Annotated in this window: 22 protein-coding genes and 1 pseudogene; 7 read left to right on the top strand and 16 right to left on the bottom strand. The window is 68.8% G+C overall.

Annotation, left to right across the window (positions count from 1 at the left end; translation table 11 throughout):
* Position 1 precedes the first annotated feature (1 nt).
* The 9 genes from EV278_RS07640 to EV278_RS07600 form a co-directional block, all read right to left on the bottom strand.
* Positions 2-1,027, bottom strand: a complete 1,026-nt coding sequence (locus tag EV278_RS07640; protein WP_207905451.1) for an NADP-dependent oxidoreductase — start codon at positions 1,025-1,027, stop codon at positions 2-4.
* Positions 1,024-2,073, bottom strand: coding sequence for an acyl-CoA dehydrogenase (locus EV278_RS07635; RefSeq protein ID WP_132088933.1), 1,050 nt, complete (start codon positions 2,071-2,073; stop codon positions 1,024-1,026). The genes EV278_RS07640 and EV278_RS07635 overlap by 4 nt, the downstream gene beginning before the upstream one ends.
* A 3-nt stretch (positions 2,074-2,076) precedes the next feature.
* Positions 2,077-3,249 (bottom strand): acetyl-CoA C-acetyltransferase, encoded by a 1,173-nt coding sequence (locus EV278_RS07630; protein ID WP_132088930.1) that lies wholly within the window; start codon positions 3,247-3,249, stop codon positions 2,077-2,079.
* Positions 3,250-3,264: 15 nt separating this feature from the next.
* Positions 3,265-4,443 (bottom strand): acyl-CoA dehydrogenase family protein, encoded by a 1,179-nt coding sequence (locus EV278_RS07625; protein WP_132088927.1) that lies wholly within the window; start codon positions 4,441-4,443, stop codon positions 3,265-3,267.
* 2 nt (positions 4,444-4,445) lie between these two features.
* Positions 4,446-5,591, bottom strand: coding sequence for a thiolase family protein (locus tag EV278_RS07620; protein ID WP_132088924.1), 1,146 nt, complete (start codon positions 5,589-5,591; stop codon positions 4,446-4,448).
* Positions 5,588-6,004, bottom strand: a complete 417-nt coding sequence (locus EV278_RS07615; protein WP_132088921.1) for an OB-fold domain-containing protein — start codon at positions 6,002-6,004, stop codon at positions 5,588-5,590. The genes EV278_RS07620 and EV278_RS07615 overlap by 4 nt, the downstream gene beginning before the upstream one ends.
* Positions 6,005-6,062: 58 nt before the next feature.
* On the bottom strand, positions 6,063-6,836 hold the full coding sequence (locus EV278_RS07610; RefSeq protein ID WP_132088918.1) for a helix-turn-helix transcriptional regulator: 774 nt from the start codon (positions 6,834-6,836) through the stop codon (positions 6,063-6,065).
* Positions 6,837-6,847: 11 nt separating this feature from the next.
* The gene (locus EV278_RS07605; RefSeq protein WP_207905450.1) at positions 6,848-7,468 is read right to left on the bottom strand and encodes a TetR/AcrR family transcriptional regulator; all 621 of its coding nucleotides are present in this window, start codon (positions 7,466-7,468) and stop codon (positions 6,848-6,850) included.
* Between the two features lie 69 nt (positions 7,469-7,537).
* Entirely contained in the window at positions 7,538-8,293 is a 756-nt protein-coding gene (locus EV278_RS07600) for a glucose 1-dehydrogenase (RefSeq protein ID WP_132088912.1), read from the bottom strand.
* Between the two features lie 80 nt (positions 8,294-8,373).
* Here EV278_RS07600 and EV278_RS07595 point away from each other — a divergent pair, with 80 nt between their 5' ends.
* Positions 8,374-9,129 (top strand): SDR family NAD(P)-dependent oxidoreductase, encoded by a 756-nt coding sequence (locus EV278_RS07595; RefSeq protein ID WP_132088909.1) that lies wholly within the window; start codon positions 8,374-8,376, stop codon positions 9,127-9,129.
* Positions 9,130-9,135: 6 nt separating this feature from the next.
* Here the strand turns inward: EV278_RS07595 and EV278_RS07590 are convergent, their stop codons facing one another.
* Complete coding sequence (locus EV278_RS07590; RefSeq protein WP_132088906.1) at positions 9,136-9,825, bottom strand: carboxymuconolactone decarboxylase family protein; 690 nt, start codon at positions 9,823-9,825, stop codon at positions 9,136-9,138.
* Positions 9,826-9,946: 121 nt separating this feature from the next.
* On the opposite strand from EV278_RS07590, the gene EV278_RS07585 reads away from it, so the two are divergent.
* From EV278_RS07585 to EV278_RS07570, 4 genes are read left to right on the top strand one after another with little or no spacing between them, the layout of a single operon-like run.
* Positions 9,947-10,699: a glucose 1-dehydrogenase gene (locus EV278_RS07585; protein ID WP_132088904.1), complete on the top strand. Its 753-nt coding sequence runs from the start codon at positions 9,947-9,949 to the stop codon at positions 10,697-10,699.
* Positions 10,696-11,886, top strand: coding sequence for an acyl-CoA dehydrogenase family protein (locus EV278_RS07580; protein ID WP_165916559.1), 1,191 nt, complete (start codon positions 10,696-10,698; stop codon positions 11,884-11,886). Before EV278_RS07585 ends, EV278_RS07580 begins: the two co-directional genes overlap by 4 nt.
* Positions 11,886-12,959 carry a phosphotransferase gene (locus EV278_RS07575; RefSeq protein WP_132088901.1) on the top strand — a complete coding sequence of 358 codons (1,074 nt, stop codon included), beginning with the start codon at positions 11,886-11,888 and terminating at the stop codon, positions 12,957-12,959. The genes EV278_RS07580 and EV278_RS07575 overlap by 1 nt, the downstream gene beginning before the upstream one ends.
* The gene (locus EV278_RS07570; RefSeq protein WP_132088898.1) at positions 12,956-13,756 is read left to right on the top strand and encodes an enoyl-CoA hydratase-related protein; all 801 of its coding nucleotides are present in this window, start codon (positions 12,956-12,958) and stop codon (positions 13,754-13,756) included. Before EV278_RS07575 ends, EV278_RS07570 begins: the two co-directional genes overlap by 4 nt.
* Before the next feature lie 13 nt (positions 13,757-13,769).
* Here EV278_RS07570 and EV278_RS07565 read toward each other — a convergent pair whose 3' ends face one another.
* The 6 genes from EV278_RS07565 to EV278_RS07540 all read right to left on the bottom strand — a co-directional run bounded on the left by EV278_RS07565 (position 13,770) and on the right by EV278_RS07540 (position 20,075).
* Positions 13,770-14,558 carry an enoyl-CoA hydratase-related protein gene (locus EV278_RS07565; protein ID WP_132088895.1) on the bottom strand — a complete coding sequence of 263 codons (789 nt, stop codon included), beginning with the start codon at positions 14,556-14,558 and terminating at the stop codon, positions 13,770-13,772.
* Between the two features lie 38 nt (positions 14,559-14,596).
* Positions 14,597-15,493, bottom strand: a complete 897-nt coding sequence (mmsB, locus tag EV278_RS07560) for a 3-hydroxyisobutyrate dehydrogenase (RefSeq protein WP_132088892.1) — start codon at positions 15,491-15,493, stop codon at positions 14,597-14,599.
* Positions 15,490-16,560, bottom strand: a complete 1,071-nt coding sequence (locus EV278_RS07555) for an enoyl-CoA hydratase/isomerase family protein (RefSeq protein ID WP_132088889.1) — start codon at positions 16,558-16,560, stop codon at positions 15,490-15,492. Before EV278_RS07555 ends, mmsB begins: the two co-directional genes overlap by 4 nt.
* Positions 16,557-17,303, bottom strand: coding sequence for an SDR family NAD(P)-dependent oxidoreductase (locus EV278_RS07550; RefSeq protein ID WP_132088886.1), 747 nt, complete (start codon positions 17,301-17,303; stop codon positions 16,557-16,559). Before EV278_RS07550 ends, EV278_RS07555 begins: the two co-directional genes overlap by 4 nt.
* Before the next feature lie 51 nt (positions 17,304-17,354).
* Entirely contained in the window at positions 17,355-18,491 is a 1,137-nt protein-coding gene (locus EV278_RS07545) for an isobutyryl-CoA dehydrogenase (RefSeq protein WP_132088883.1), read from the bottom strand.
* Positions 18,492-18,578: 87 nt separating this feature from the next.
* Positions 18,579-20,075: a CoA-acylating methylmalonate-semialdehyde dehydrogenase gene (locus EV278_RS07540; protein ID WP_132088880.1), complete on the bottom strand. Its 1,497-nt coding sequence runs from the start codon at positions 20,073-20,075 to the stop codon at positions 18,579-18,581.
* Positions 20,076-20,166: 91 nt separating this feature from the next.
* On the opposite strand from EV278_RS07540, the gene EV278_RS07535 reads away from it, so the two are divergent.
* Both EV278_RS07535 and EV278_RS07530 read left to right on the top strand, forming a co-directional pair.
* Positions 20,167-21,045: a LysR family transcriptional regulator gene (locus EV278_RS07535; protein WP_132088877.1), complete on the top strand. Its 879-nt coding sequence runs from the start codon at positions 20,167-20,169 to the stop codon at positions 21,043-21,045.
* A gap of 47 nt (positions 21,046-21,092) precedes the next feature.
* Positions 21,093-21,238, top strand: a pseudogene (locus EV278_RS07530) (IS3 family transposase); the annotation flags it as partial.
* Positions 21,239-21,377: the final 139 nt, after the last annotated feature.

Genomic DNA, 21,377 nt, shown 5'->3' with positions numbered 1-21,377 from the left:
CTCAGGCCTCGACCAACAGTGTTCCGGCGTTGACGCCGGCGAACAGGTCCACGAAGGCCTTAGGCAAATGTTCGAAGCCGCGGCGAAGGTCGGTCCTGACGACCAAGTCGCCCCTTTCGATCCAGCCGCGAAGCCGGTCGCGCGCTGTATTGAGCTGGTCGACATAGTCTCCGACCACGAACCCTTCCATGCGGACCCGGCCGTAGACCAGCTTCATCATGTCACGCGGGCCGGACGCGGGCGCGCCGCTGTCATAGGCGGAGATCTGCCCGCACAGGACCACGCACGCCTTGGGCGCCAGCGCATCGACGACGGCCTGCAGGATCTCGCCGCCGACGTTGTCGAAGTACAGGTTCACCCCGGTGGGGCACAGCGCCGTCAAGCGTGTCGCCACGTCCTCGGCCTTGTAGTCGATCGTCGCGTCAACTCGACAGACCTTGCTCAGCCAAGCGCACTTGTCGGCGCCGCCGGCGATGGCGATGATACGGCAACCCAGGATTCGCGCGATCTGGCAGGCGACCGAGCCGACCGACCCGGCCGCCGCCGAGACGACGACGGTTTCGCCGGGAAGCGGCCGCCCCACCTCGGTCAGCCCGAAATAGGCCGTCAGGCTGTTGGGCGAAAGCGGCCCGAGGGCCTCCTCGAAATCCATGGACGGCGGGATCGGGAATACTGGAACCGGCGCCCGATCGGGAGCCAGCACGCTGAAGTCCTCCCAGCGCGACAGGGCCACAAGGCGGTCGCCCCGCCGGAAGCCGGGATGTCGTGAGTCCAGGACTTCGGCGCCGGCCATGCCTGGAATGGTTCCGCCGATCGGGATCGACCCGCGATAGGCGCGGCTGGGCGTATTGAGTCCGTTACGGATCGTGGGCGCGACGGCGAATAGTCGATTGCGCACCAGGATCTCTCCGGAGGCGAGCGCTGGCCGCGAGAACGACGCCGCCGACAGGACGAAGTCGTCGACGGACACCTTCCCCTCGGGGCGAGACTTGAGCGTCCAGGCGCGGTTCTCGGTCACGTCGCTCACGCCGCCAGTTTGGCCCGCGCCGCGATCGCGCCGCCGAACAGGTGCGAGAGCACCAGCAGCCGACGGTGGCCGCGTCCAACCAGCAGATCCTCGGTCACGCCCATGCCGCCATGCAGCTGGGTCGCGTCCTGCGCCAAGCGCAGCGCCGCATCGGCGACATAGGCGAAGGCTTCGGTCACCGCGGTCGCGAACGCGTCGTCATCGGCCGAGATGGCGCGCAGCAGGAGAGAGCGCGACTGCTCGAGTAAGATGAACAGCCGCGCGACCCGGTGCTGGACCACCTGGAAGGAGCCGATGGCGACGCCGAACTGACGGCGCTGGCGGACATGATCGACCGTGGCCTCGTAGAGGGTCTGCATCAGGCCGATCATCTCGGCGGTGATCGCCAGCTGGGTCATGGCGATGACCCGCCGCCGCCGCGTCGGGGTGACCTGCAGGCGGGCTTCGCAAGCGACCTCGACCGCGTCGAAACGCACGAGCGCGGCCTGTTCGCCATCGGCCAAGGCGTAGGGCAGGATGGCGACGCCCGGCGTCGCCGCCTCGATCAACAGCAGGTGCGGCGCGTCGTCGAGGGCGACGATGAAGGCGCCGGCGCCAGCGCCATGGCGAACCAGGCGGCGCTCACCGTTCAGGATCCAGCCTTCGCCCGCGCGCTGGACGGTCAGATCGCCCAGACCTTCGCCAGGACCGCCATAGGCGACGATCGCCTGACCCGAGGTGATGGCTCCGATCCACTTCGAGGCAGACGCCTGATCGCCGCCGTCGGCGATCAGGCAGGCGCAGAGCACCGCGCATTCCGCCAGCGGACCCATCGCCGCCGCCCGGCCGAACGCCTCGGCGACGATCGCGATCTCCCCGGGACCGCCGCCCAGACCGCCCGCCGCCTCAGGCACGGCCAGGGCGAGAACGCCCAGGTCGCCCAGTGCACGCCAGTCCGCCAAGGGCAGGGAGCCCCGGCCGGCGACGTCCGTCGGCACGTGGTCGGCCAGGAAGCGGCTGACCATGTCGCGCAGCAGCGCCTGTTCCTCGGTCGGCTCAAGCATCATGGGTCAGAGCCGTTCGACGATCGTGGCGTTGGAAATCCCGCCGCCCTCGCACATGGTCTGCAGACCATAACGCTGGCCGCGCGCATGCAGCGCATGGATCAGGGTCGCCATCAGCTTGGTCCCCGTAGCCCCCAGAGGGTGGCCCAGCGCGATGGCGCCGCCGTTGACGTTCAGCTTGCCCGGATCGGCTCCGAGCGCCTTTTGCCAGGCCATGGGGATGGAGGCGAAGGCCTCGTTGACCTCGAACAGGTCGATATCGTCCAGTTTCAGGCCCGAGCGCGCCAGGGCCCTGCGGGTCGCGGGGATCGGCTCCTCCAGCATGATGACCGGATCGCCGGCCGTGACCGTCAGATTGACGATCCGCGCGATCGGCGTCAGGCCGTGATCCGTGACCGCCCGTTCCGAGGCGACCAGGACGCCGGAGGCTCCGTCGGCGATCTGGCTGGCCGTCGCGGCGCTGAGCGTGCCTGTCTCGGTCAGCAGCTTGACCGCACTGATCGACTCGATGGTCGAATTGGCGCGCACGCCCTCGTCGCGATCGTGAATTATCGGGCCGTCCGGCGTGACGACTTCCAGCGGCACAATCTCGTCGGCGAAGGCGCCGGCCTCCGTGGCGGCCGCGGCCTTGAGATGGCTCTCCAGCGCGAACCGATCCATCGCTTCGCGCGTGAACTCATACTTGTCGGCGATCATCTGAGCGCCGACGAACTGGCTGAATTCCGGCACGCCGTAGCGATCCTGAATGCTCTTGGCGAAAGGACCCTCGCCCACGCCGGCCGCCCTGGCCAGCATCAGGGGAGAGCCCATCGGCACGCGGGTCATGCTCTCGACCCCACCGGCGATGACCAGGTCCTGCGTGCCGGACATAACCGCCTGGGCGGCGAAATGCAGCGCCTGCTGGGACGAGCCGCACTGGCGGTCGATCGTCACGGCCGGGACGCTGTCGGGCAGGTGCGACGCCAGCACGACATTGCGGCCCAGCGCGAAGGTCTGCTCGCCCACCTGGCTGACGCAACCGATGATCACGTCGTCGATCGCGGCTGGATCGACCCCGCTCTCGGCTATGAGTGCGTTCAGGACGACCGCGCCCAGGTCCGCCGGATGCCAGCCGGCCAGGCGGCCGTTGCGGCGGCCGGCGGCGGTGCGGCGAGCGGAGACGATATAGGCTTCGGGCATGAGTGGTCCTTGGTGTCAGAGGCCGACGGCGGCCTTGGCGATGAGGGTCAACTGGATCTCGCTGGTCCCGCCGAAAATCGTCCAGGCGCGGCTGTTGAGGTAACGAGCCGCCGCCGGTTGCGCGGCTTGTGGGCCGATCGGCGCGGGCATGCCGGGACCGTAGAAAGGACGCTCGGCGGGGAGCTGCAGGCCGGCGGGACCGAAGGCGTCCACCGCCAGTTCGTCGATCCCCTGGCGGATTTCCGACGCGACCAGCTTGGTGATCAGGCTGCGCGGTGTGGGCGGCGCGCCAGCGTCCAGTTCGATCGCGGTGCGCAGTTCGGTCGTTTCCAGCGCGCGGGCGTCCAGCGAGAGGCGGATCGCGCGGGTGGCCAGTTCGCCCTTGAGCGGGCCCGTGGCATCGAGCAGCCGACGCAGATCGGCCACCAGGCCTGGACCGAAGGACGAGCCGCCCCGTTCGTTCTCAAGCAGGAACTTGGCGATCGTCCAGCCCTGGCCTTCCTCGCCGATCCGGTTGGCGACCGGAACCCTGACGGCGTCAAGGAAGACCTCGTTCAGTTCGTGGTCGCCCGAGGCGCTGAGGATGGGCCGCACCGTGACGCCCGGCGAGGCCATGTCGATCAACAGGAAGCTGATGCCCGCCTGAGGCTTGGCCTCGGGATTTGTGCGCACCAGGGCGAACAATCGGTTGGCGTGATGGGCCTGGGTGGTCCAGATTTTCTGGCCCGTGACCAGGTAGTCGTCGCCATCCCGCACGGCCCTGGTCCGCAGGGAGGCGAGGTCCGAGCCCGATCCTGGTTCCGAGAAGCCCTGGGCCCAGAAGTCCTCGCCCGAGCGCAGCCTGGGCAGATAGTCCGCCTTCTGCGCGTCATCCCCGAAGCTGTAGAGAACCGGCCCGACCAGCTTCAGGCCCATGCCGGGCAGGGCCGGAGCGCCGGCTTCGGCGCATTCCTTCTCGAAGATCCAGCGCTGGACCCTGGACCAGCCAGGGCCGCCGGCCGCGACGGGCCAGTGATAGACCAGCCAGCCCCGCGTTTCGAGGATCGCCTGCCAGGGACGAGCGATGTCGGGTTCGGCGAACACTCCCGACGTCAGGGCCGCGCCGCGCCGCAGGTCAGCGGACAGATGCTCGTCCAGGAAGGCCCGCACCTCGTCGCGAAAGCGAAGCGCTTCGGGCGGCAGCGCCAGGGACATGTTCAGCGCTCCACGATGGCGACGGCGGAGACGCCGGGCGCGCCATAGACGTGGCTGTAGCCGAGACGCGGATCGCCGCTGACCTGCCTGGCGCCGGCTTGGCCCGTCAGCTGGATGAAGTTCTCGTAGACCTGCCTCAGGCCGGACGCGCCGATCGGCTCGCCGCAGGCCAGGCAGCCGCCGTCCGTGTTGATTGGCAGGGCGCCATCAATGCGGGTCTTGCCCTCTGCGATCCAGGCCTCCTGGTCGCCGTCGGCGCAGAAGCCGTTTTCGGCCATGTGCATGATCTCGGCGCCGGTCTCGGTGTCCTGGAGCTGTGCGATGTCGATGTCGCCGGGCGCGACGCCCGCCATCTCGAACGCGGCGCGCGAGGCGAGCGTCGTGGGCGAGGGACCTCGGACGAAGTCCAGGGCGGGCGAGAAGACTTCGAACGATCCCGGCGGCCGGCTGCGAACGGCCGCGGCGCGGAGACGGACACCGTCCAGTCCCAGCCGCCGCGCCCGCGCGGCGCTGGCGAAGACCAAGGCCACGGCCCCCTCGCCAGGCGAGCAGAACATGAACTTCGTGAACGGATCGCTGACCAACGGCGCCGTGAGGATGGTCTCCAGGTCAACGGCCTCGCGCCGCCAGGCGTGCGGGGCCAGTACGCCGTTGGCGAAGGCCTTTTCGGCGACCCGGCCCAGGGTTTCGATCGATATGCCGTGCTCGGCCATATAGCGCTGGGTCTTCATGGCGAAGAACTGGGTGGTCAGCATCAGGCCGGTTTCGCCGTACCATTCGGGAAGACCCCAGTCGGCCGGTTTGGGATCGAAGGCGCCGCGCGGATGCTTGTCGAAGCCGACGGCGATGCCGAGATCGAACTCGCCGGCCTTGATCGTGCTGTAGGCGCCGAACATGGCCGAGCCGCCGGTGGCGCAGCCGTTGGCGACATTGATGAACTGCAGGCCGGTCAGGCCAAGTTCCGAGACCATGGTGTCGGCGTTGCCGGCCGAGTCCGAGCCGCCATAGGCGAACTGGACGTCGCTCCAGTCCAGCCCCGCCACAGCGAGCGCCTGGCGAACGGCGAAGACGCCCTGCTGCAGCCCGGTCAGGCCCGGCGTGCGGCCGAACGGGTGGACGCCGGCGGCGATGATGCGGACGTCGCTCATGCGGACTCCTTCGGCGTGAAGGCGAATGTCAGCCGCGTTTCGCCGCTCTCAAGGGTGAAGGGCTCCGTCGTCAGCCGCAGCGGCAGGCCGATCCGCAGGTCCCCGAACGCCACGCCGATCAGCCGGCTTTCGACGATGATCGCCTCGTCCAGGGCGACATAGCCCACCGCGTAGGGCGCGAACGCCTCGGGTCCCGCATAGGGGGGCGACTTGGGGCGAAACCGCTGGATGGTCCAGGACCACAGCCGGCCATGCTTGGGAAGCTCGACCCGCTCGAAGCGATCGGCGTCGGCGGGCAGGGGAAACACCAGCCGGCCGGTGAGCCGGTCGCGGCCGGCCAGCAGGACCGGCGCGCCCGCGGCGTCGAAGTCCATCAGGCGGTCGGCGATCGGCGGGGCGAGGGTGAGTGACATGGCGGCTCCTGCCGATTCACTACCCCGTCTTCGGGCCGTCGGGCTGCTGACCAAAGGGTCAGCGGATCATGGCCAGGAAGCCCAGCTGCGCGGCCTTGAACAGCGTCTGGTCGCGGTTGACCGCGTCCAGCTTCACCGAGGCGCTGCGGATGTGGAACCGCACGGTCGTGCGCTGCAGGCCCAGGATCGTCCCGATCTCGTCATTGGTCTTGCCCGCGGCCGCCCAGCGCAGGCACTCGACCTCCCGCTTGCTCAGCAGCGCCGTGGCGACGCTGGGCCGCCGCCGCTCGGTCACCTTGACGTAGCTGGCCACGAAGGTCCGGGCCAGCAGGGCCAGCGCCTCGCCGTGCTGCTCGAACGGCGCCGAGAGATCATCGACCTCGGGATCCGGCGACAGGAAGCTGGCGGCGGCGATCTGGCCGAAGGGCAGGTGGACGGGCGCCACGATCGCCGCGCTGGTCAGCGCCCTTTCCCGGAAGTTCGACAGGTCCAGCGCCGACAGCAGCAGGTTGGGCGTCGGGGTGTGAATGCCCTGGGCGTTGCACCAGAATGGTTCGCTCTCGAACCGGCAGGCCATCGGCAGGGGGGAAGTCAGGGCCAGCTGCGGAAACCGCCACCAGCGCGCGTCGTCGCCGGTGGCGAAGCCGAACACGGCGCTGGCCAGGATCTCGCCCGCCCCGTCCTTCATCGGTTCCTGGACCGCGATGTTGTCGGTCACCGCGCAGCGCAGCCCGGTCAGGTCGGCGACGATGTCGCGCAGCGCCTCGGCCGCCGGCCGGATCCGGTCGACGCTTCCGACCCTCACGGCCCCGAGCGTCTTGGCGGGGATCACGCGCGTCTCCGTCAGCCCGGGATCGCCAGGCCCTCGAAGAAGGGCTGGCAAAGGGCGTCGGCCATCTCCTCGGGCGTGCGTTCAGCCGCCATCGGCGGGTACCACTTGTAGGCCCAGTTGCACATGCCCAGGAAGCCGTAGGCGGTCACCGTCGGATCGCAGCGACGCAGCCGGCCGCTTTCAATGCCTTCGGTGATGATGCCCACCACCCGGTCGAAGTATTCGATGCGACGGGCCCGGATCGCGGCGCGCATCTTGCCCTCAAGATCGCCGTAGTGGTCCATGAAGGCGCGCACATAGCCGGGGTGGTCGGCGATCTGGCGCAGAATGTCGACGCAGGCCGATCTCAGCAGGACGATCGGGTCGCGGGTCTCGCCGTCATGGATCTCCAGGCCGTCCAGCAGGGCCCGGATGTGCGTTTCGTGGATCGCGTAGAGGATCGACAGCTTGCTGGGGAAGTAGTGGTAAAGGGTCGGCTTGCCGAGCCCGACCTCGTCGGCCAGCATCTGCATCGAGGCCTTGTGATAGCCGACCTTGTCGAACAGGGTCGCGCAATGCTCGATGATTTCCAGGCGCTTGCCGTCATGCGCCTCGGTGGTTTGCCGCCGCTTCACCGTTCTCTTCGCAGCCACGTGTTCTCTTTCTGTCGCCAATTTCCTGCTCGGCGGGGTTGTCCGACGCGGACGATCCATGAGGCCTCCTTATTGCACCAGGGCGCCGCCGTCCACGCCCAGAGCGACGCCGGTGACGTAGGCGGATTCCTCCGAGGCCAGATAAACGATGGCGGCGACGACCTCCTCGACCTGGGCGAAGCGTCCGGCCGGAATGCGCGACAGTCTCTGCGCCAGGGTCTCGGTATCGGCATAGGTCGCGCGGGCCAGGGGCGTGTCGATGGGACCCGGGTGCACCGAGTTGCAGCGCACGCCGTCTCGGGCGTGCTGGGCGGCGATGATCCGGGTCAGCATGGTCAAGCCCGCCTTGCTGCAGGCATAGGCCGGATCCATGATTCCCGACTGGCCAAGGCCGGCCACCGACGAGACATTGACGATGACACCGCCGCCGCCCGCGCGGAATACCGGCAGAGCCGCCCGGGCGCCCAGGAACGGGCCGCCCAGATTGATCGCCATCATCCGGTCCCAGTCGGCCGGATCCCTCTGCTCGATCGGCACGATCGGCGAGGCGAGGGCGGCGTTGTTGACCAGCACGTCCAGACCGCCCCAGGCGGTTGCGGCGATTTCCATCGCCTTGTTCCAGGCCGGCGGCGCGGCGACGTCCAGGGTGACGAAGACCGTCCTGTCGCCAAGGTCGCGGGCCAGTTGTTCGCCCCGGGCCCGGTCAACGTCACCCAGCAACACGCGCGCCCCGTCGGCGACGAAGCGCGCTGCGATCGCCGCGCCCAGGCCTCCCGCCGCGCCGGTCACCAGCGCCCGCTTTCCCTCCAGACGACCGTTGGGCATCACTCGCTTTCAAATACTCGACCGACCGGTCGAATGACGTTAGACGGCATAACCGATTTGTCCGCGGGAGGAAATTCGAAATGACCGATCTCACCCATCGCGTGGCCCTGGTCACGGGCGCGAGCTCCGGCTTGGGCCGTCATTTCGCGCGGATCCTGGCCGCCAGGGGAGCGACCGTGGTGGCGACCGCGCGGCGGCGGGCGGCCCTGGAGACCTTGACCGACGAGATCGCCGGCTCGGGCGGACGGTGCCATCCGGTGGTCATGGACGTCACCGACGCCCCGTCGGTCGCGGCGGGGTTCGCCCAGGCGCTGGACTTGGTCGGGGGGCTGGACATCGTGGTCAACAACGCTGGCGTGGCCCAGACCCGTCCCGCCATCGACCTGTCGCCGGCCGACTGGCGCGATACGCTCGAGCCCAACCTGACCGGGGCCTTCCTGGTTGCCCAGGCCGGAGCGCGCGCGATGCGCGAGCGCGGCGGCGGGACGATCGTCAACGTGGCCTCGATCCTGGGCGAGCGGGTGTCCAAGGGTCTGGCCGCCTATGCCGCCAGCAAGGCCGGCCTGATCCAGTTGACCAAGGCCCTGGCCCTGGAATGGGCGCCGCTGGGCGTCCGCGTCAACGCCCTGGCCCCGGGCTATGTGGAGACCGACCTCAACCGCGCCTTCTTCGCCACCGAGGCCGGCGCCCGGCTGATCGCGCGCATTCCGCAGGGGCGCCTGGGCCAGATGTCGGATCTCGACGGGCCGCTGCTCCTGCTGTGCTCGGATGCCTCGCACTACATGACCGGGTCAGTGATCGCGGTCGACGGCGGGCATCTGGTCAGCAGCCTCTGACAGGCGTCAGGCGTCCATCGCCGTCGCGCCCACCACCCAGGCCGACAACCCGCTGGTCGGGACTGCGCAAAGCACCGCCTCGGCCACCTCGTGCTCGCTGGCGCCCGCCTTGCGCGCGCCTTGCATGTGCACCGAGGACCAGGGGCTGTAATCGGCGACCAGCACGGTGACCAGCAACAGTTCGGCGTGGCGCGGCTCAAGGGCGGTTCCCGAGAGGGTGCCTTCACGCATCAGGTAGTAGGCGTCCGCCGCGGTCGGAATGAGGTCCAGCAGCTTGCCCAAGGTTGGCGGCATCGTCGTGAAATAGGCCAGGAAGTTGGCCGCCGCCTCGCCGGACGCCACCTCCAGGTCCGCGGCCTCGAACGCCTCATCCCGGGCTTCGGGATAGGCGACGGCGAAGATGGCATTGAACCGCAGCGCCGCGCCTTCGCCCCGCACGCTGGACAGGATGGCCAACGCCGAGCGCGCCTGGGTTTCGGTCAAGCCCAGGTCGCGGCCGCGCCGCAGCTCTCTCAACGCCATTTCCTCGTAGCCCTTCACGCAGGCGGCGCAGGCTACGAACAGAGCCTTGATCGGCGCGGGCAAGGCGCCGTCGGTGTCGATCACGGCGCGAAAACGACGATACCCCGCCACCGTCTTTGGGGCCGATTTCCGCAGAGAGCCGATCGCCAGCAGCGGGTTGTGAGATACGTCCATCAGGGTTCCTCGGAGTCGAAATTGTCGTTCTCGGTGGGCTTGCTCATTTGACTACCGACCGGACGGTCGGGTAGCAAGATGGATATCGGCTCGGTGCGCCGATCTGTCGAGGAGGTGCGAAATGGGCCGATTGGAGGACAAGGTCGCGGTAGTGTCGGGCGCCGCGTCCGGCATCGGCCTGGCCACCGTGCGGGCCTTCGCCAGGGAGGGCGCGCGGGTGGTTCTGCTGGACCGGGACGAGGCACGTTTGGCTGAGGCGATCGACGAACTTTCGGGCGAAGGCCACGAGGCCGTCACGATGGACGTCACCGAGGAGGCGGACTGGGTCGCGCTCGCCGACCGCGTGCAGGACCGGCACGGACGGCTCGACGTCCTGGTCAACAACGCCGGCTTTGGCGCGTTCAAGTCCATCGCCGAGACCACGCTGGAGAGCTGGCGGTCGATCATCGCGGTCAATCTCGACAGCGTCTTCCTAGGCACCAAGCACCTTCTCCCGGCCCTGGCGGCGTCGGGGCGGGGTTCGATCATCAATATGTCGTCGGTTCGGGGACTGACGGGCGCGCCGAACACCGCCTCCTACAGCGCCGCCAAGGGCGGGGTGCGGCTGTTCACCAAGGCTACGGCGATGGAGTGCGCGGCGTTGGGCAACGGCGTGCGGGCCAACTCGATCCATCCCGGCCACATCGCCACGCCGCTGACGGCGCGGTTTCACCAGGACCCCGCGAACTCGGACAAGATCCTGGCCAACATCCCCATGCGCCGCGTCGGGGCTCCCGAGGACATCGCCGACGCCATCCTGTTCCTGGCGAGCGAAGAGTCCCGCTACATGACCGGCGCCGAACTGGTGGTGGACGGCGGGACCACCGCGACATGACGCCTGTGATCCAAGAGCTGTCCGCACCCACAGGCCGGGCGCGAGAGATCGGCGCGCGGGTCGAGGCCTTCGTGCGCGAGGTGGTCATTCCTTACGAGCAGGACCCTCGTCGCACGGGCCATGGCCCGTCAGACGCGCTGGCCTCTGAGCTCAAGGAAAGGGCCCGGGCGGCGGGCGTGCTGACCCCGCATATCCTGGCCGGCGGAGAGCATCTTACTCAGCGCGAGACGGCCTGGGTGCTGCGCAAGTCCGGGCTGTCGCCGCTGGGGCCGGTGGCGGTGAACACCGCCGCCCCCGACGAAGGCAACATGTACCTGATCGGCAAGGTCGGCTCGCCCGCGATCAAGGAGCGGTTCCTCGTGCCGTTGATCGAGGGGCGGGCGCGATCGGCCTTCTTCATGACCGAGCCGGCCTTGGAAGGTGGAGCCGGTTCCGATCCGTCGATGATGAAGACGACCTGTCGGCGGGACGGCCGTCACTGGATAATCAACGGCCGCAAGGCCTTCATCACCGGAGCGGATGGAGCCCAGGTCGGGATCATCATGGCCAAGGGCGACGAGGGGGCGTGCCTGTTCCTGGTCGACCTGCCCGATCCCGCGATCCGGATCGAGCGGGTGCTGGACACGATCGACAGCGCGATGCCCGGGGGGCATGCCATCGTCGCCATGGACGACCTCCGCATCGCCGCCGACCAGATGCTGGGGGAGAGCGGCGAGGGGTTCAAATACGCCCAGATCCGGCTGTCTCCGGCCCGGCTGTCGCACTGCATGCGCTGGACCGGGGCGGCGATCCGGGCGCACGAGATCGCCGTCGACTACGCCTGCCGGCGCCAGGCTTTCGGCAAGCCGCTGATCGACCACGAGGGCGTCGGCTTCATGCTGGCCGAGAACCTGATCGACCTGAAGCAGGCCGAATTGATGACCGACTGGTGCGCCGGCGTGTTGGACGCGGGCTCGCTAGGAACGGCCGAGAGCTCGATGGCCAAGGTGGCGGTGTCCGAGGCGCTGATGCGAGTGGCGGATCGCTGCGTCCAGGTCATGGGCGGCACGGGCGTCAGTGGCGACACCATCGTCGAGCAGGTGTTCCGCGAAATCCGGGCCTTCCGCATCTATGACGGCCCGACCGAGGTCCACAAATGGTCCCTGGCCAAGAAGATCAAGCGCGACCATCGCGCAGGAGGGGACTGATGTCCGCGGCCGCTGCAGAGGCCAACCTCGGCGTCACGCCGGTGCGGGAAGGTTTCGCCTTCGACGTCATGGCGCTGGAGCGCTGGATGGCCGACCATGTCGAAGGCTTCGCCGGCCCGATCCGCGTCGAGCAGTTCCGCGGCGGCCAGTCGAACCCGACCTACAAGCTGGCCACGGCGGAGCGGACCTACGTCCTAAGGCGCAAGCCGGGCGGCCAATTGCTCCAGGGGGCCCACGCCGTCGACCGCGAGGCGCGGGTCCTTGTCGGGCTGGAGAAGGCGAACTTCCCCGTCGCCCACGTGTATGGCGTCTGCACCGACGAGACGGTGATCGGGTCGTGGTTCTACGTGATGGAGATGGTCGAAGGCCGGATCTTCTGGGACGCCACCCTTCCCGAGGTCGATCGCGCGTCGCGCCCGGCCTATTTCGAGGCCATGAACGCGACGATGGCCGCCTTGCATCAGGTCGATTACGCCGCCGTCGGCCTGGGCGACTACGGCCGGCCGGGGAACTACTTCGCCCGACAGATCGCGCGCTGGTCCAGGCAGTATCTTGAGGACGAGGCGGCGGGTCGTAACCCGCACATGGACTGGCTGGTGGCCTGGCTGCCCGAGCACGTTCCCGACGACGGCGACGAGACCGCGATCGTCCATGGCGACTTCCGCATCGACAACATGATCTTCCATCCGACCGAGCCGCGCATCCTGGCCGTGCTGGATTGGGAGCTTTCAACACTCGGCCATCCGTTGGCCGACTTCACCTACAACGCCATGATGTACCGGATGCCGCCGCACATCGTCGCTGGGCTTGGCGGCGCGGATCTCGCCGGGCTGAACCTGCCGACCGAGGCCGACTACCTGGCCGCCTATTGTCGCCGCACAGGGCGGTCCGGAATGCCGGGCTACGGTTTCTATCTCGCCTTCAACTTCTTTCGTCTGGCCGCCATCTTCCACGGCATCAAGGGCCGCGTGCTGCGCGGCGCGGCGGCCTCGGCCCAGGCGGCCGAGCGCGCGGAGGCGTTTCCGGAATTGGCGCGGTTGGCCTGGGTCCAGGCGATGGGGGCGAGTGCATGACCGACACCCCGGCCGTCGCCGTCGAGATCGCAAGGGGCGTGGCCTGGCTGACGCTGAACCGGCCTGAGCGCCGCAACGCCGTCGGGCCGGAGATGGCGCGGGCCCTGCACGAGGCCGCCATCCGTTGCGCCGATGATGGCGACATACGGTGCGTGGTCCTGACGGGGGCGGGACCGTTCTTCTGCGTTGGCGGCGATGTCGACCTCTTCGCCCGGATCGGCGACAAGGCCGAGGAGACGGTGGGCGCCCTGGCGAGGACCTTTCACGCCGGCGTCCTGCGCCTGGCGACGATGGCCAAACCGCTGGTCACGGCCATCAATGGTCCCGCCGCAGGCGCAGGGCTGAGCCTGGCCATTCTGGGCGACATCGCTATCGCCGCCCGGTCGGCCCAGTTCACGGTCGCTTATTCGGCGATCGGCCTGACCCCGGATGGCGGGGCCAGCTGGTTGCTGCCTCGGCTGGTCGGCCTGAGGCGAGCCCAGGAGATGATGCTGACCAACCGCCGCGTCGGGGCCGAGGAGGCCGCCGCCATGGGCTTGGTCACCCGCACGGTGACCGATGACGACCTCGTCGCCACCGCTCGCGAAACCGCCGAAGCGTTGGCCCTGGGGGCCGTCGGCGCGCTGGCGGCCTGTCGTCGATTGCTGCACGGCGGCGCGATCGTCGGACTGGCCGATCAACTGGACGCCGAAGCGGCGTCCATCGCCGCCGCCAGCGGATCCGACGAGGGGCGCGAAGGGGTTGCGGCCTTCATGGACAAGCGTCGGCCGGCCTTTCCCGGCGCGCCGGTCGCCTGACCTTCAGTGTCGACTACTGGCCCGCGAACCGAGGCGGGCGCTTCTCGACGAAGGCCGCCATTCCCTCCTTCTGGTCCTCGAACGCAAACAGGGAGTGGAACAGGCGCCGCTCGAACTTCAGACCCGCGGCGAGCGTCGTCTCCAGCGCGGCGTCGACCATTTCCTTGTTGGCCATCGCCGCCAGGGGCGACTGGGCCGCGATCTTGCCCGCGATGGCCAGGACCTCGCCGTCGAGCGTGGCCGCCGGGAAGACGCGGGACACCAGGCCGCTGCGCTCGGCCTCGGACGCGTCCATCATTCGGCCGGTCAGGATCATGTCCATGGCCTTGGACTTGCCGACCAGCCGCGTCAGGCGCTGGCTGCCGCCGATCCCTGGCGCCACGCCGAGGTTGATCTCGGGCTGGCCGAACTTGGCGGTGTCGGCGGCGACGATGAAGTCGCAGGCCATGGCCAGCTCGCAGCCACCGCCCAGGGCGTATCCGGCCACCGCCGCGATGATCGGCTTGCGGCATTGCTCGACCGCCCGCGCGCCGGCGGTGAAGAAATCTTCCTTGAAGGCCTGGGCGTAGGTCTTGGTCGCCATCTCCTTGATGTCGGCCCCGGCCGCGAAGGCCTTGGGCGAGCCGGTGATTACGATGCAGCGCACGGTCTCGTCGGCGTCGGCCGCCCTCAAGGCGTCGGCCATCTCGACCAACAGCCTCGCGTTCAGGGCGTTGAGCGCTTCGGGTCGGTTCAGGCGGATGCGCAACACGCCTTCGGCGCCGTCCGGAGCGCGCTCGACGAGCAGGGTTTCGTAGGACATCTGGTCGGCTCCTAAGCTCGTCGAAGGCATGGGAAAGTTCAGTTCAGGTCCGCCAGCCGCCCGCGCAGCATCTGCAGGACGGCCGAGAAGTCCTTGCCGCCAAAGCCGTTGGCGTCGAACAGCGCATAGAGGGCCTCCGCCTGGGCGCCCATCGGGGTGGAGGCGCCGGCCCGGGCGGCGGCCTCCTGGGCCAGCTTGAGGTCCTTGAGCATCATCGCCGTGGCGAACCCGCCTTCGTAGCCGCGATCGGCCGGGGTGGCGGGCCCCACGCCCGGGACCGGGCAATAGGTCGACACCGACCAGCACTGGCCCGACGACTTGCTGGCGATCTCGAAGAACCGGTCGGCGGCCAGGCCCAGCTTCTCGGCCAGGGCGAAGGCCTCGCAGGTCCCCAGCATCGACACGCCCAGCAGCATGTTGTTGCAGATCTTGGCCGCCTGTCCCGCCCCGTGGTCGCCGGCGTGGATCGTCGCGCGCGACATCGGGGCCAAAGCCGCCTCGACCGCCGGGAAGTCGGCCGTGTCGCAGCCGACCATGAAGGCCAGGGTCCCGGCCTCGGCGGCCATGATCCCGCCCGACACCGGCGCGTCGGCGAAGCGGAAGCCGGCTTCGGCCGCCTGTTTGGCCACGGCCCGGGCGCTGTCGAGGTCGATCGTGGAGCAGTCGATCAGCAGGGCCGATTTCGGCGCATGGGCCAGCACGTGTTCGCCATACACCGAGCGCACGTGCGGGCCAGCCGGCAGCATGGTGATCACCACCTCCGCGTCCCTGACCGCCTCGGCCACCGAGCCCGCCGCGTGGCAGCCGGCCGCCACGGCCTTCTCCAGCGCCGCCGCCGACAGATCGAAGGCGCTCACCTGATGCTGGGCCTTGGCCTGGTTGGCGGCCATGCCGCCGCCCATGTTGCCCAGGCCGATGAAGGCGATGCGGGTCATGTGAGGGCTCCTTGGACCAGTGGGGTCCATTCCTGGTCGGCGGGGAGGGGGGCGAAGATCTGGTCTAGCAGGGCGTCGGGCACGTCGGCCAGGGACGACGGGGCCCAGCGCGGATCGTTGTCCTTGACCACGATCACGGCGCGCACGCCTTGCTGGAAGTCGTGGCGATGCACCAGCCGCGCGCCGACCCGGTATTCCATGGCCAAGGTCTGGGTGAAGTCGTCGTGCTCGCGGCCATGGGTGAGTTGCCGGAAGGCGACCTTCAGGGCCTGGGGCGATTTGCCAGCGAGAATTTCGGCCTGACCGCGCGACCAGGCGTCGCCGGTCTCCAGGGCGGAGACGATCTCCTCGACGCTGGAACCGGAGAAGGCCGTGTCGATGGCCGTCCGGCAGGCCCTGAGCGGGGCGGGGCCGACATCGAGGGCGGCCTCGACGAGGATCGTGCCGATCGCTTCTGGATTGGCCAGGATCGCTGTCTTAACGACCGGAAGACTGGCGGCGGCGATCGCGTGGCTGGCGAGGCCCAAGGCTAGGCAATCGGCGGTCTTCAGGCGCGCCCCCGTCAAGGCCAGCCAGAGACCGGTCTCGCCCGGCAGGCGCGGCAAGTGCCAGCCGCCGCCGACGTCGGGGAATAGGCCGATGCCGGTCTCGGGCATGGCGAAGATGGTGTTCTCGGTGGCCACGCGGTAGCGGCAGGGCAGGGCGACGCCCGCGCCGCCGCCCATCACCACGCCGTCCATGAAGGCCGCGACCGGCTTAGGATAGGTGAACAGCAGATGGTTCAACCGGTACTCGGTCTTGAAGAACGATCGCGCCGCCTCGCCATCGCCCTGACCGCTCCGGGCCAGCATGCGGATATCGCCGCCGGCGCAGAAGCCGCGCTCGCCCGCGTGGTCGATCATCACCAGGGTGATGGCGGGATCGTCGCGCCAGGTCAGCAGGGCGCGCGTCATGGTCGCGCACATGGCCTCGGTCAGAGCGTGCAGCGCCTTGGGCCGATTGAGGGTGAGCCGGGCGACCCGGCCGTCCTGGCTGACGAGAACCTCGTCCTGGCCGGCGACGGTCATCGCGGGGCCATCCGCAAGGCGCCGTCCAGGCGGATGGTCTCGCCGTTGAGCATGGGGTTTTCGAGGATCGCCTTGACCAGCTTGGCGTACTCGGGGCCCCGACCCAGCCGGTTGGGGAACGGCGCCGTACCGCCCAGGGACTCCTGAACCGCCTGCGGCAGGCCCCGCAGCATTGGCGTTTCGAACAGGCCCGGCGCGATCGTGCAGCAGCGGACGCCCGAAGGGGCCAGATCACGGGCGATGTTGAGGGTCATGCCGGCCACGCCGGCCTTGGAGGCGGCGTAGGCGACTTGGCCTACCTGGCCTTCGAAAGCGGCGACCGAGGCGGTGTTGACGATCGCGCCACGCTCGCCCTCGGCGTCGGGCGCGTTGTCAAGCATGGCCTGGGCGGCCAGCCTGGTCATGTTGAAGGTGCCGATCAGGTTGACCCGGATGACAGTCTCGAACAGCGCCAGCGGATGGGGCCCCTTGCTGCTGGCGGTCTTGGCGCCGGGCGCGACGCCCGCACAATTGACCAGACCCGAAAAGCGACCCAACCCGGTCGCCGTCGCCGTCGCCACGGCGGCGTGGGCGCTGGCCTCGTCGGCGACGTCGCAGGCCACCCACGTGAAGCGTGGGTCATCGCCGGGCTTGAGATCGGCCGCGACCACATGCCCGCCGGCGAGGGCGAGCATGTCCGCGGTCGCCGCGCCCAGGCCCGAAGCCGCACCGGTGACGAGGAAGACATTGTCGTGGATGTTCATGAGGTCCTGCGAAGAGGGAGTGGACGTTGTTCGGGCCAAGGGACGGGGCGGCTAACGGAACATCTCGCGGGCGATGATCACCCGCATGATCTCGTTGGTCCCTTCCAGGATCTGGTGGACGCGCAGGTCGCGGACGATGCGTTCCAGCGGATAGTCCTGCAGGTAGCCGTAGCCGCCGTGCAGCTGCAGGGCGTCGTTGGCCACCTGGAAACCGGCGTCGGTGGCGAAGCGCTTGGCCATGGCGCACAGCTTGGTGGCCTCCGGGTCGCGGTTGTCCAGGGCGGCGGCGGCGCGGCGAACCATCAGCCGGGCGGCCTCCAGCTCGGTGGCCATGTCGGCCAGCTTGAACTGCAGGGCCTGAAAATCCTTCAGCGGACGGCCGAACTGATTGCGGGTCTCCAGATAGGCCTTGGCCGTGTCGAGGGCGAACTTCGCACCGCCCAGCGAGCAGGAGGCGATGTTCAGCCGCCCGCCGTCCAGCCCCATCATGGCGAAGCGGAAGCCCTCGCCTTCGTCCCCGATACGGTTGGCGGCCGGCACGCGGACATTGTCGAAATTGACCTGGGCGGTCGGCTGGCTGTTCCAGCCCATCTTCTTTTCATTAGCCCCGAACGACAGGCCGGCCATCGACTTCTCGACCACCAGGGCCGAGACGCCCTTAGCGCCGGGTCCTCCGGTGCGGACCATCACGACATAGACGTCTGATGCGCCGGCCCCCGAGATGAAGGCCTTGGATCCATTGACGACATAGGCGTCGCCGTCCAAACGGGCGCTGGTGCGCAGATTGGCGGCGTCGGAGCCCGCGCCCGGTTCGGTCAGACAGTAGCTGGCGATCGACTCCATCGTCGTCAGGCGTGGCAGGTAGCGCCGGCGCAGTTCGTCGGATCCGAACCGGTCGATCATCCACGAGGCCATGTTGTGGATCGACAGAAAGGCAGCCGTCGACACATCGCCGTAGCTGAGCGCCTCGAACACCAGCGAGGCGTCCAGGCGCGTCAGGCCGCTGCCGCCGACCTCTTCGGCCACGTAAATGCCAGCCAAGCCCAGCGCCGCGGCCTCGCGTAGGACGTCGATCGGGAAGTGGCGGATCTCGTCCCAATGGGCCGAATGCGGGGCCAGGCGGTCGGCGGCGAAGTCGCCGGCCATGGCCTGGATCGCGCGCTGGTCTTCGGTCAGGGCGAAAGACATTGTGAGATCCGTAAAAGGGCGGTTCGGGATCAAAATCCCGAACCGCCAGTCGCGCGCCGTCACCGGGAGGTGGGCGGCGCACCGAGCCTATTTCATCGTCGGGATGACGAAGGCGTCGCCCTCGTGGTCGCCCTCCGGCCACCGCGCCGTGATCGTCTTGACCTTGGTGTAGAACTTCACGCCTTCGACGCCGTGCTGGTTGGTGTCGCCGAACGCGCTGCGCTTCCAGCCGCCGAAGGTGTGGTAGGCGACCGGCACCGGGATCGGCACGTTGATGCCGACCATGCCGACATTGACTCGGCTGGCGAACTCGCGGGCCGCCCGGCCGTTGCGGGTGAAGATCGCCACGCCGTTGCCGTACTGGTGCTCGGACGGCAGGCTGAGCGCCTCCTCGAAGCTCTCGGCCCGGACGATCTGCAGGACGGGTCCGAAGATCTCCTCCTGGTAGGTCTTCATGCCCTTGGTGACGCCGTCGAACAGCGAGGGGCCGATGAAGAAGCCATTCTCGAAGCCCTGCAGGGCGAAGTCGCGGCCATCGACCACCAGCTCGGCGCCCTCGGCGACGCCCAGCTGGATGTAGTCGGCGATCTTGGCCCGATGCGCGGCGCCGACCACCGGGCCGTAGTGGGCGGCGGGATCGGTGGAGATACCGACCTTCAGGGTCTCGATCTCGGCGACCATCCGCTCGCGCAGCTCGTCACCGGTCTTGCGGCCAACCGGCACGACCACCGGCAGGGCCATGCAGCGCTCGCCGGCCGAACCGAAGGCCGCGCCGGACAGGTCCTTGACCACCTGGTCCAGGTCGGCGTCGGGCATGACGATCCCGTGGTTCTTGGCCCCGCCCATGGCCTGGACGCGCTTCCCATGCGCCGCGCCCGTCTGGTAGACGTAGTGGGCGATGTCGGAGCTGCCGACGAAGCTGACCGCGCGGATCAGCGGATGGGTCAGGATGGCGTCGACGGCGGTCTTGTCGCCGTGCACCACGTTCAGCACCCCGGCGGGGGCGCCGGCCTCCATCATCAGCTCGGCCAGCTTGACCGGTACCGTCGGATCCTTCTCCGACGGCTTGAGGATGAAGCTGTTGCCCACCGCGATGGCGATGCCGAACATCCACATCGGGATCATGGCCGGGAAGTTGAATGGCGTGATGCCCGCGCAGACGCCCAGCGGCTGGCGCATCGAATAGACATCGATGCCGGGACCCGCGCCCTCGGTGTACTCGCCCTTCAGCACGTGGGGGATCCCGCAGGCGAACTCTATGACTTCCAGGCCACGCTGGATGTCGCCCTTGGAGTCGGCGATGACCTTGCCGTGCTCGGACGACAGGATCTCGGCCAGGGCGTTCATGTCGCGCTCGACCAGGCGCTTGAACTCGAACATCACCCGGGCGCGGCGCTGGGGATTTGTGGCGGCCCAGCCGACCTGGGCGGCGGCGGCGGCCTGGACCGCGGCGTCCAGCTCGGCCTCGGTCGCTAGGGGCGCACGGGCCTGGACCTCGCCGGTGTTCGGGTTGAACACATCGCCGAAGCGGCCGGACTGTCCTTCGAGGGCTTGTCCGTTCACGAAATGACTGATCGCCCGCACAGTGCTCTCCCATTGTTGGGACGCACTATCTTCGATATATGCAAGATGGCTATTGCGATTATGCAAAGAGTTTCGGCAAATTTTCACAGCCATGTTCGACTGGGACGATCTTCGCTACTTCCTGGCCGCTGCGCGGGCCGGCTCGTTCAACGCTGCCGCTCAGAGGACGGGTGTCGACACCGCCACCGTCAGTCGGCGCGTGGCGAGGCTGGAGACCGTTCTGAAGGCGACGCTGTTTGTCCGTTCGGCGGCGGGGCTGCGGTTGACTAGCGCCGGCTCACGGCTGCTCGAGGCGGGGTTGCAAGCCGAGACCGCCATGCACGCCGCTGTCCGGTCCGGCGATCCGGAGGCCGCCGGTGGCGCGGTGCGCATCAGTGTCGCCGAAGGCTTCGGGGCGCACGTCCTGGCCCCCGCCTTGCCGGCCTTCCGTCGCGCTCGTCCGACGCTGCGGATCGAGCTGGCGGCTAATGCCGGGTTCCTGTCGCCGGCGCGGCGCGAGGTGGACCTGGCTGTCACCCTGAGCGCGCCCACCGACAGCCGACTGCTGGTCGAGCCGCTGACGGATTATCAGCTGGCCGTCTACACGACGCCGCAGTATCTCGCGGAGATTGGTTCGCTGGATGAGGCCGAGGATCTGCGGCGATGCCAGATCGTCGGCTATGTCGATGACCTGCTCTATTCGCCGGAACTGCGCTATCTCGATGAGGCGGCGCCTGGGCTTGAGGCGGCATTGTCGAGCTCCTCGATCCGGGCGCAGCGCGAGATCATCCTGGCTGGGGGCGGGGTCGGGATTCTGCCCTGCTTCCTGGCGGAGGGTCTAATTAGGGTGACGCCGCGTGTGCTGTTGCAGCGTCGCTTCTGGGTCAGCACCTTGCGAGAGGTTGCCGCGAGCGCCCGGGTGCGGGCCGTGCGCAATTGGCTACAGGACCTGGCCGCGGCGCGTAGCCAAGATCTGCGTCCTTTTCGCTAGGTTCTTGAAAGGTGGCGACTGATGTCGGGGACGAGCGGAAAAATCGCCGTGCTCATCTTCGGGGCGGCCTCCCGATGAAGTTCGGGTTCGTCGATGAGCGCCGCGACGCCAGGCCGTTCGCATGATGTGTCGGGTTCTGGGCCTGTCGGCCAACGGCTACCATGCCTGGCGCGTCAGGCCCGAGAGCGCGCGGGAAAGGGGAAAGGGCGGCCAAATCGTGAGGGCCGCCAGGCTCCGGGCCGCCGTCGCGGCCCAGGACGGATGGCCCAGGGCCTTGGCGAGATGGGCGTTGGCGCAGCCTGGAAGGGAACGACCAATCCAGCCAAGAGCGC

This window comes from Caulobacter sp. BK020 (assembly GCF_004342605.1).
GTDB lineage: Bacteria > Pseudomonadota > Alphaproteobacteria > Caulobacterales > Caulobacteraceae > Caulobacter.
Note: the sequence above shows the minus strand (reverse complement) of the source record. Positions and strands in the feature narration are given on the sequence as shown.

Bases quoted from the DNA above. Each gene is read 5' to 3' on its own strand.
- EV278_RS07615 (WP_132088921.1), bottom strand. From the start codon at position 6,004: ATGTCACTCACCCTCGCCCCGCCGATCGCCGACCGCCTGATGGACTTC.
- EV278_RS07635 (WP_132088933.1), bottom strand. From the start codon at position 2,073: ATGATGCTTGAGCCGACCGAGGAACAGGCGCTGCTGCGCGACATGGTC.
- EV278_RS07625 (WP_132088927.1), bottom strand. From the start codon at position 4,443: ATGTCCCTGGCGCTGCCGCCCGAAGCGCTTCGCTTTCGCGACGAGGTG.
- EV278_RS07545 (WP_132088883.1), bottom strand. From the start codon at position 18,491: ATGTCTTTCGCCCTGACCGAAGACCAGCGCGCGATCCAGGCCATGGCC.
- mmsB (WP_132088892.1), bottom strand. From the start codon at position 15,493: ATGACCCGCATCGCCTTCATCGGCCTGGGCAACATGGGCGGCGGCATG.
- EV278_RS07595 (WP_132088909.1), top strand. From the start codon at position 8,374: ATGACCGATCTCACCCATCGCGTGGCCCTGGTCACGGGCGCGAGCTCC.
- EV278_RS07590 (WP_132088906.1), bottom strand. From the start codon at position 9,825: ATGGACGTATCTCACAACCCGCTGCTGGCGATCGGCTCTCTGCGGAAA.
- EV278_RS07535 (WP_132088877.1), top strand. From the start codon at position 20,167: ATGTTCGACTGGGACGATCTTCGCTACTTCCTGGCCGCTGCGCGGGCC.
- EV278_RS07630 (WP_132088930.1), bottom strand. From the start codon at position 3,249: ATGCCCGAAGCCTATATCGTCTCCGCTCGCCGCACCGCCGCCGGCCGC.
- EV278_RS07580 (WP_165916559.1), top strand. From the start codon at position 10,696: ATGACGCCTGTGATCCAAGAGCTGTCCGCACCCACAGGCCGGGCGCGA.
- EV278_RS07620 (WP_132088924.1), bottom strand. From the start codon at position 5,591: ATGAGCGACGTCCGCATCATCGCCGCCGGCGTCCACCCGTTCGGCCGC.
- EV278_RS07550 (WP_132088886.1), bottom strand. From the start codon at position 17,303: ATGAACATCCACGACAATGTCTTCCTCGTCACCGGTGCGGCTTCGGGC.
- EV278_RS07575 (WP_132088901.1), top strand. From the start codon at position 11,886: ATGTCCGCGGCCGCTGCAGAGGCCAACCTCGGCGTCACGCCGGTGCGG.
- EV278_RS07600 (WP_132088912.1), bottom strand. From the start codon at position 8,293: ATGCCCAACGGTCGTCTGGAGGGAAAGCGGGCGCTGGTGACCGGCGCG.
- EV278_RS07585 (WP_132088904.1), top strand. From the start codon at position 9,947: ATGGGCCGATTGGAGGACAAGGTCGCGGTAGTGTCGGGCGCCGCGTCC.
- EV278_RS07555 (WP_132088889.1), bottom strand. From the start codon at position 16,560: ATGACCGTCGCCGGCCAGGACGAGGTTCTCGTCAGCCAGGACGGCCGG.
- EV278_RS07570 (WP_132088898.1), top strand. From the start codon at position 12,956: ATGACCGACACCCCGGCCGTCGCCGTCGAGATCGCAAGGGGCGTGGCC.
- EV278_RS07565 (WP_132088895.1), bottom strand. From the start codon at position 14,558: ATGTCCTACGAAACCCTGCTCGTCGAGCGCGCTCCGGACGGCGCCGAA.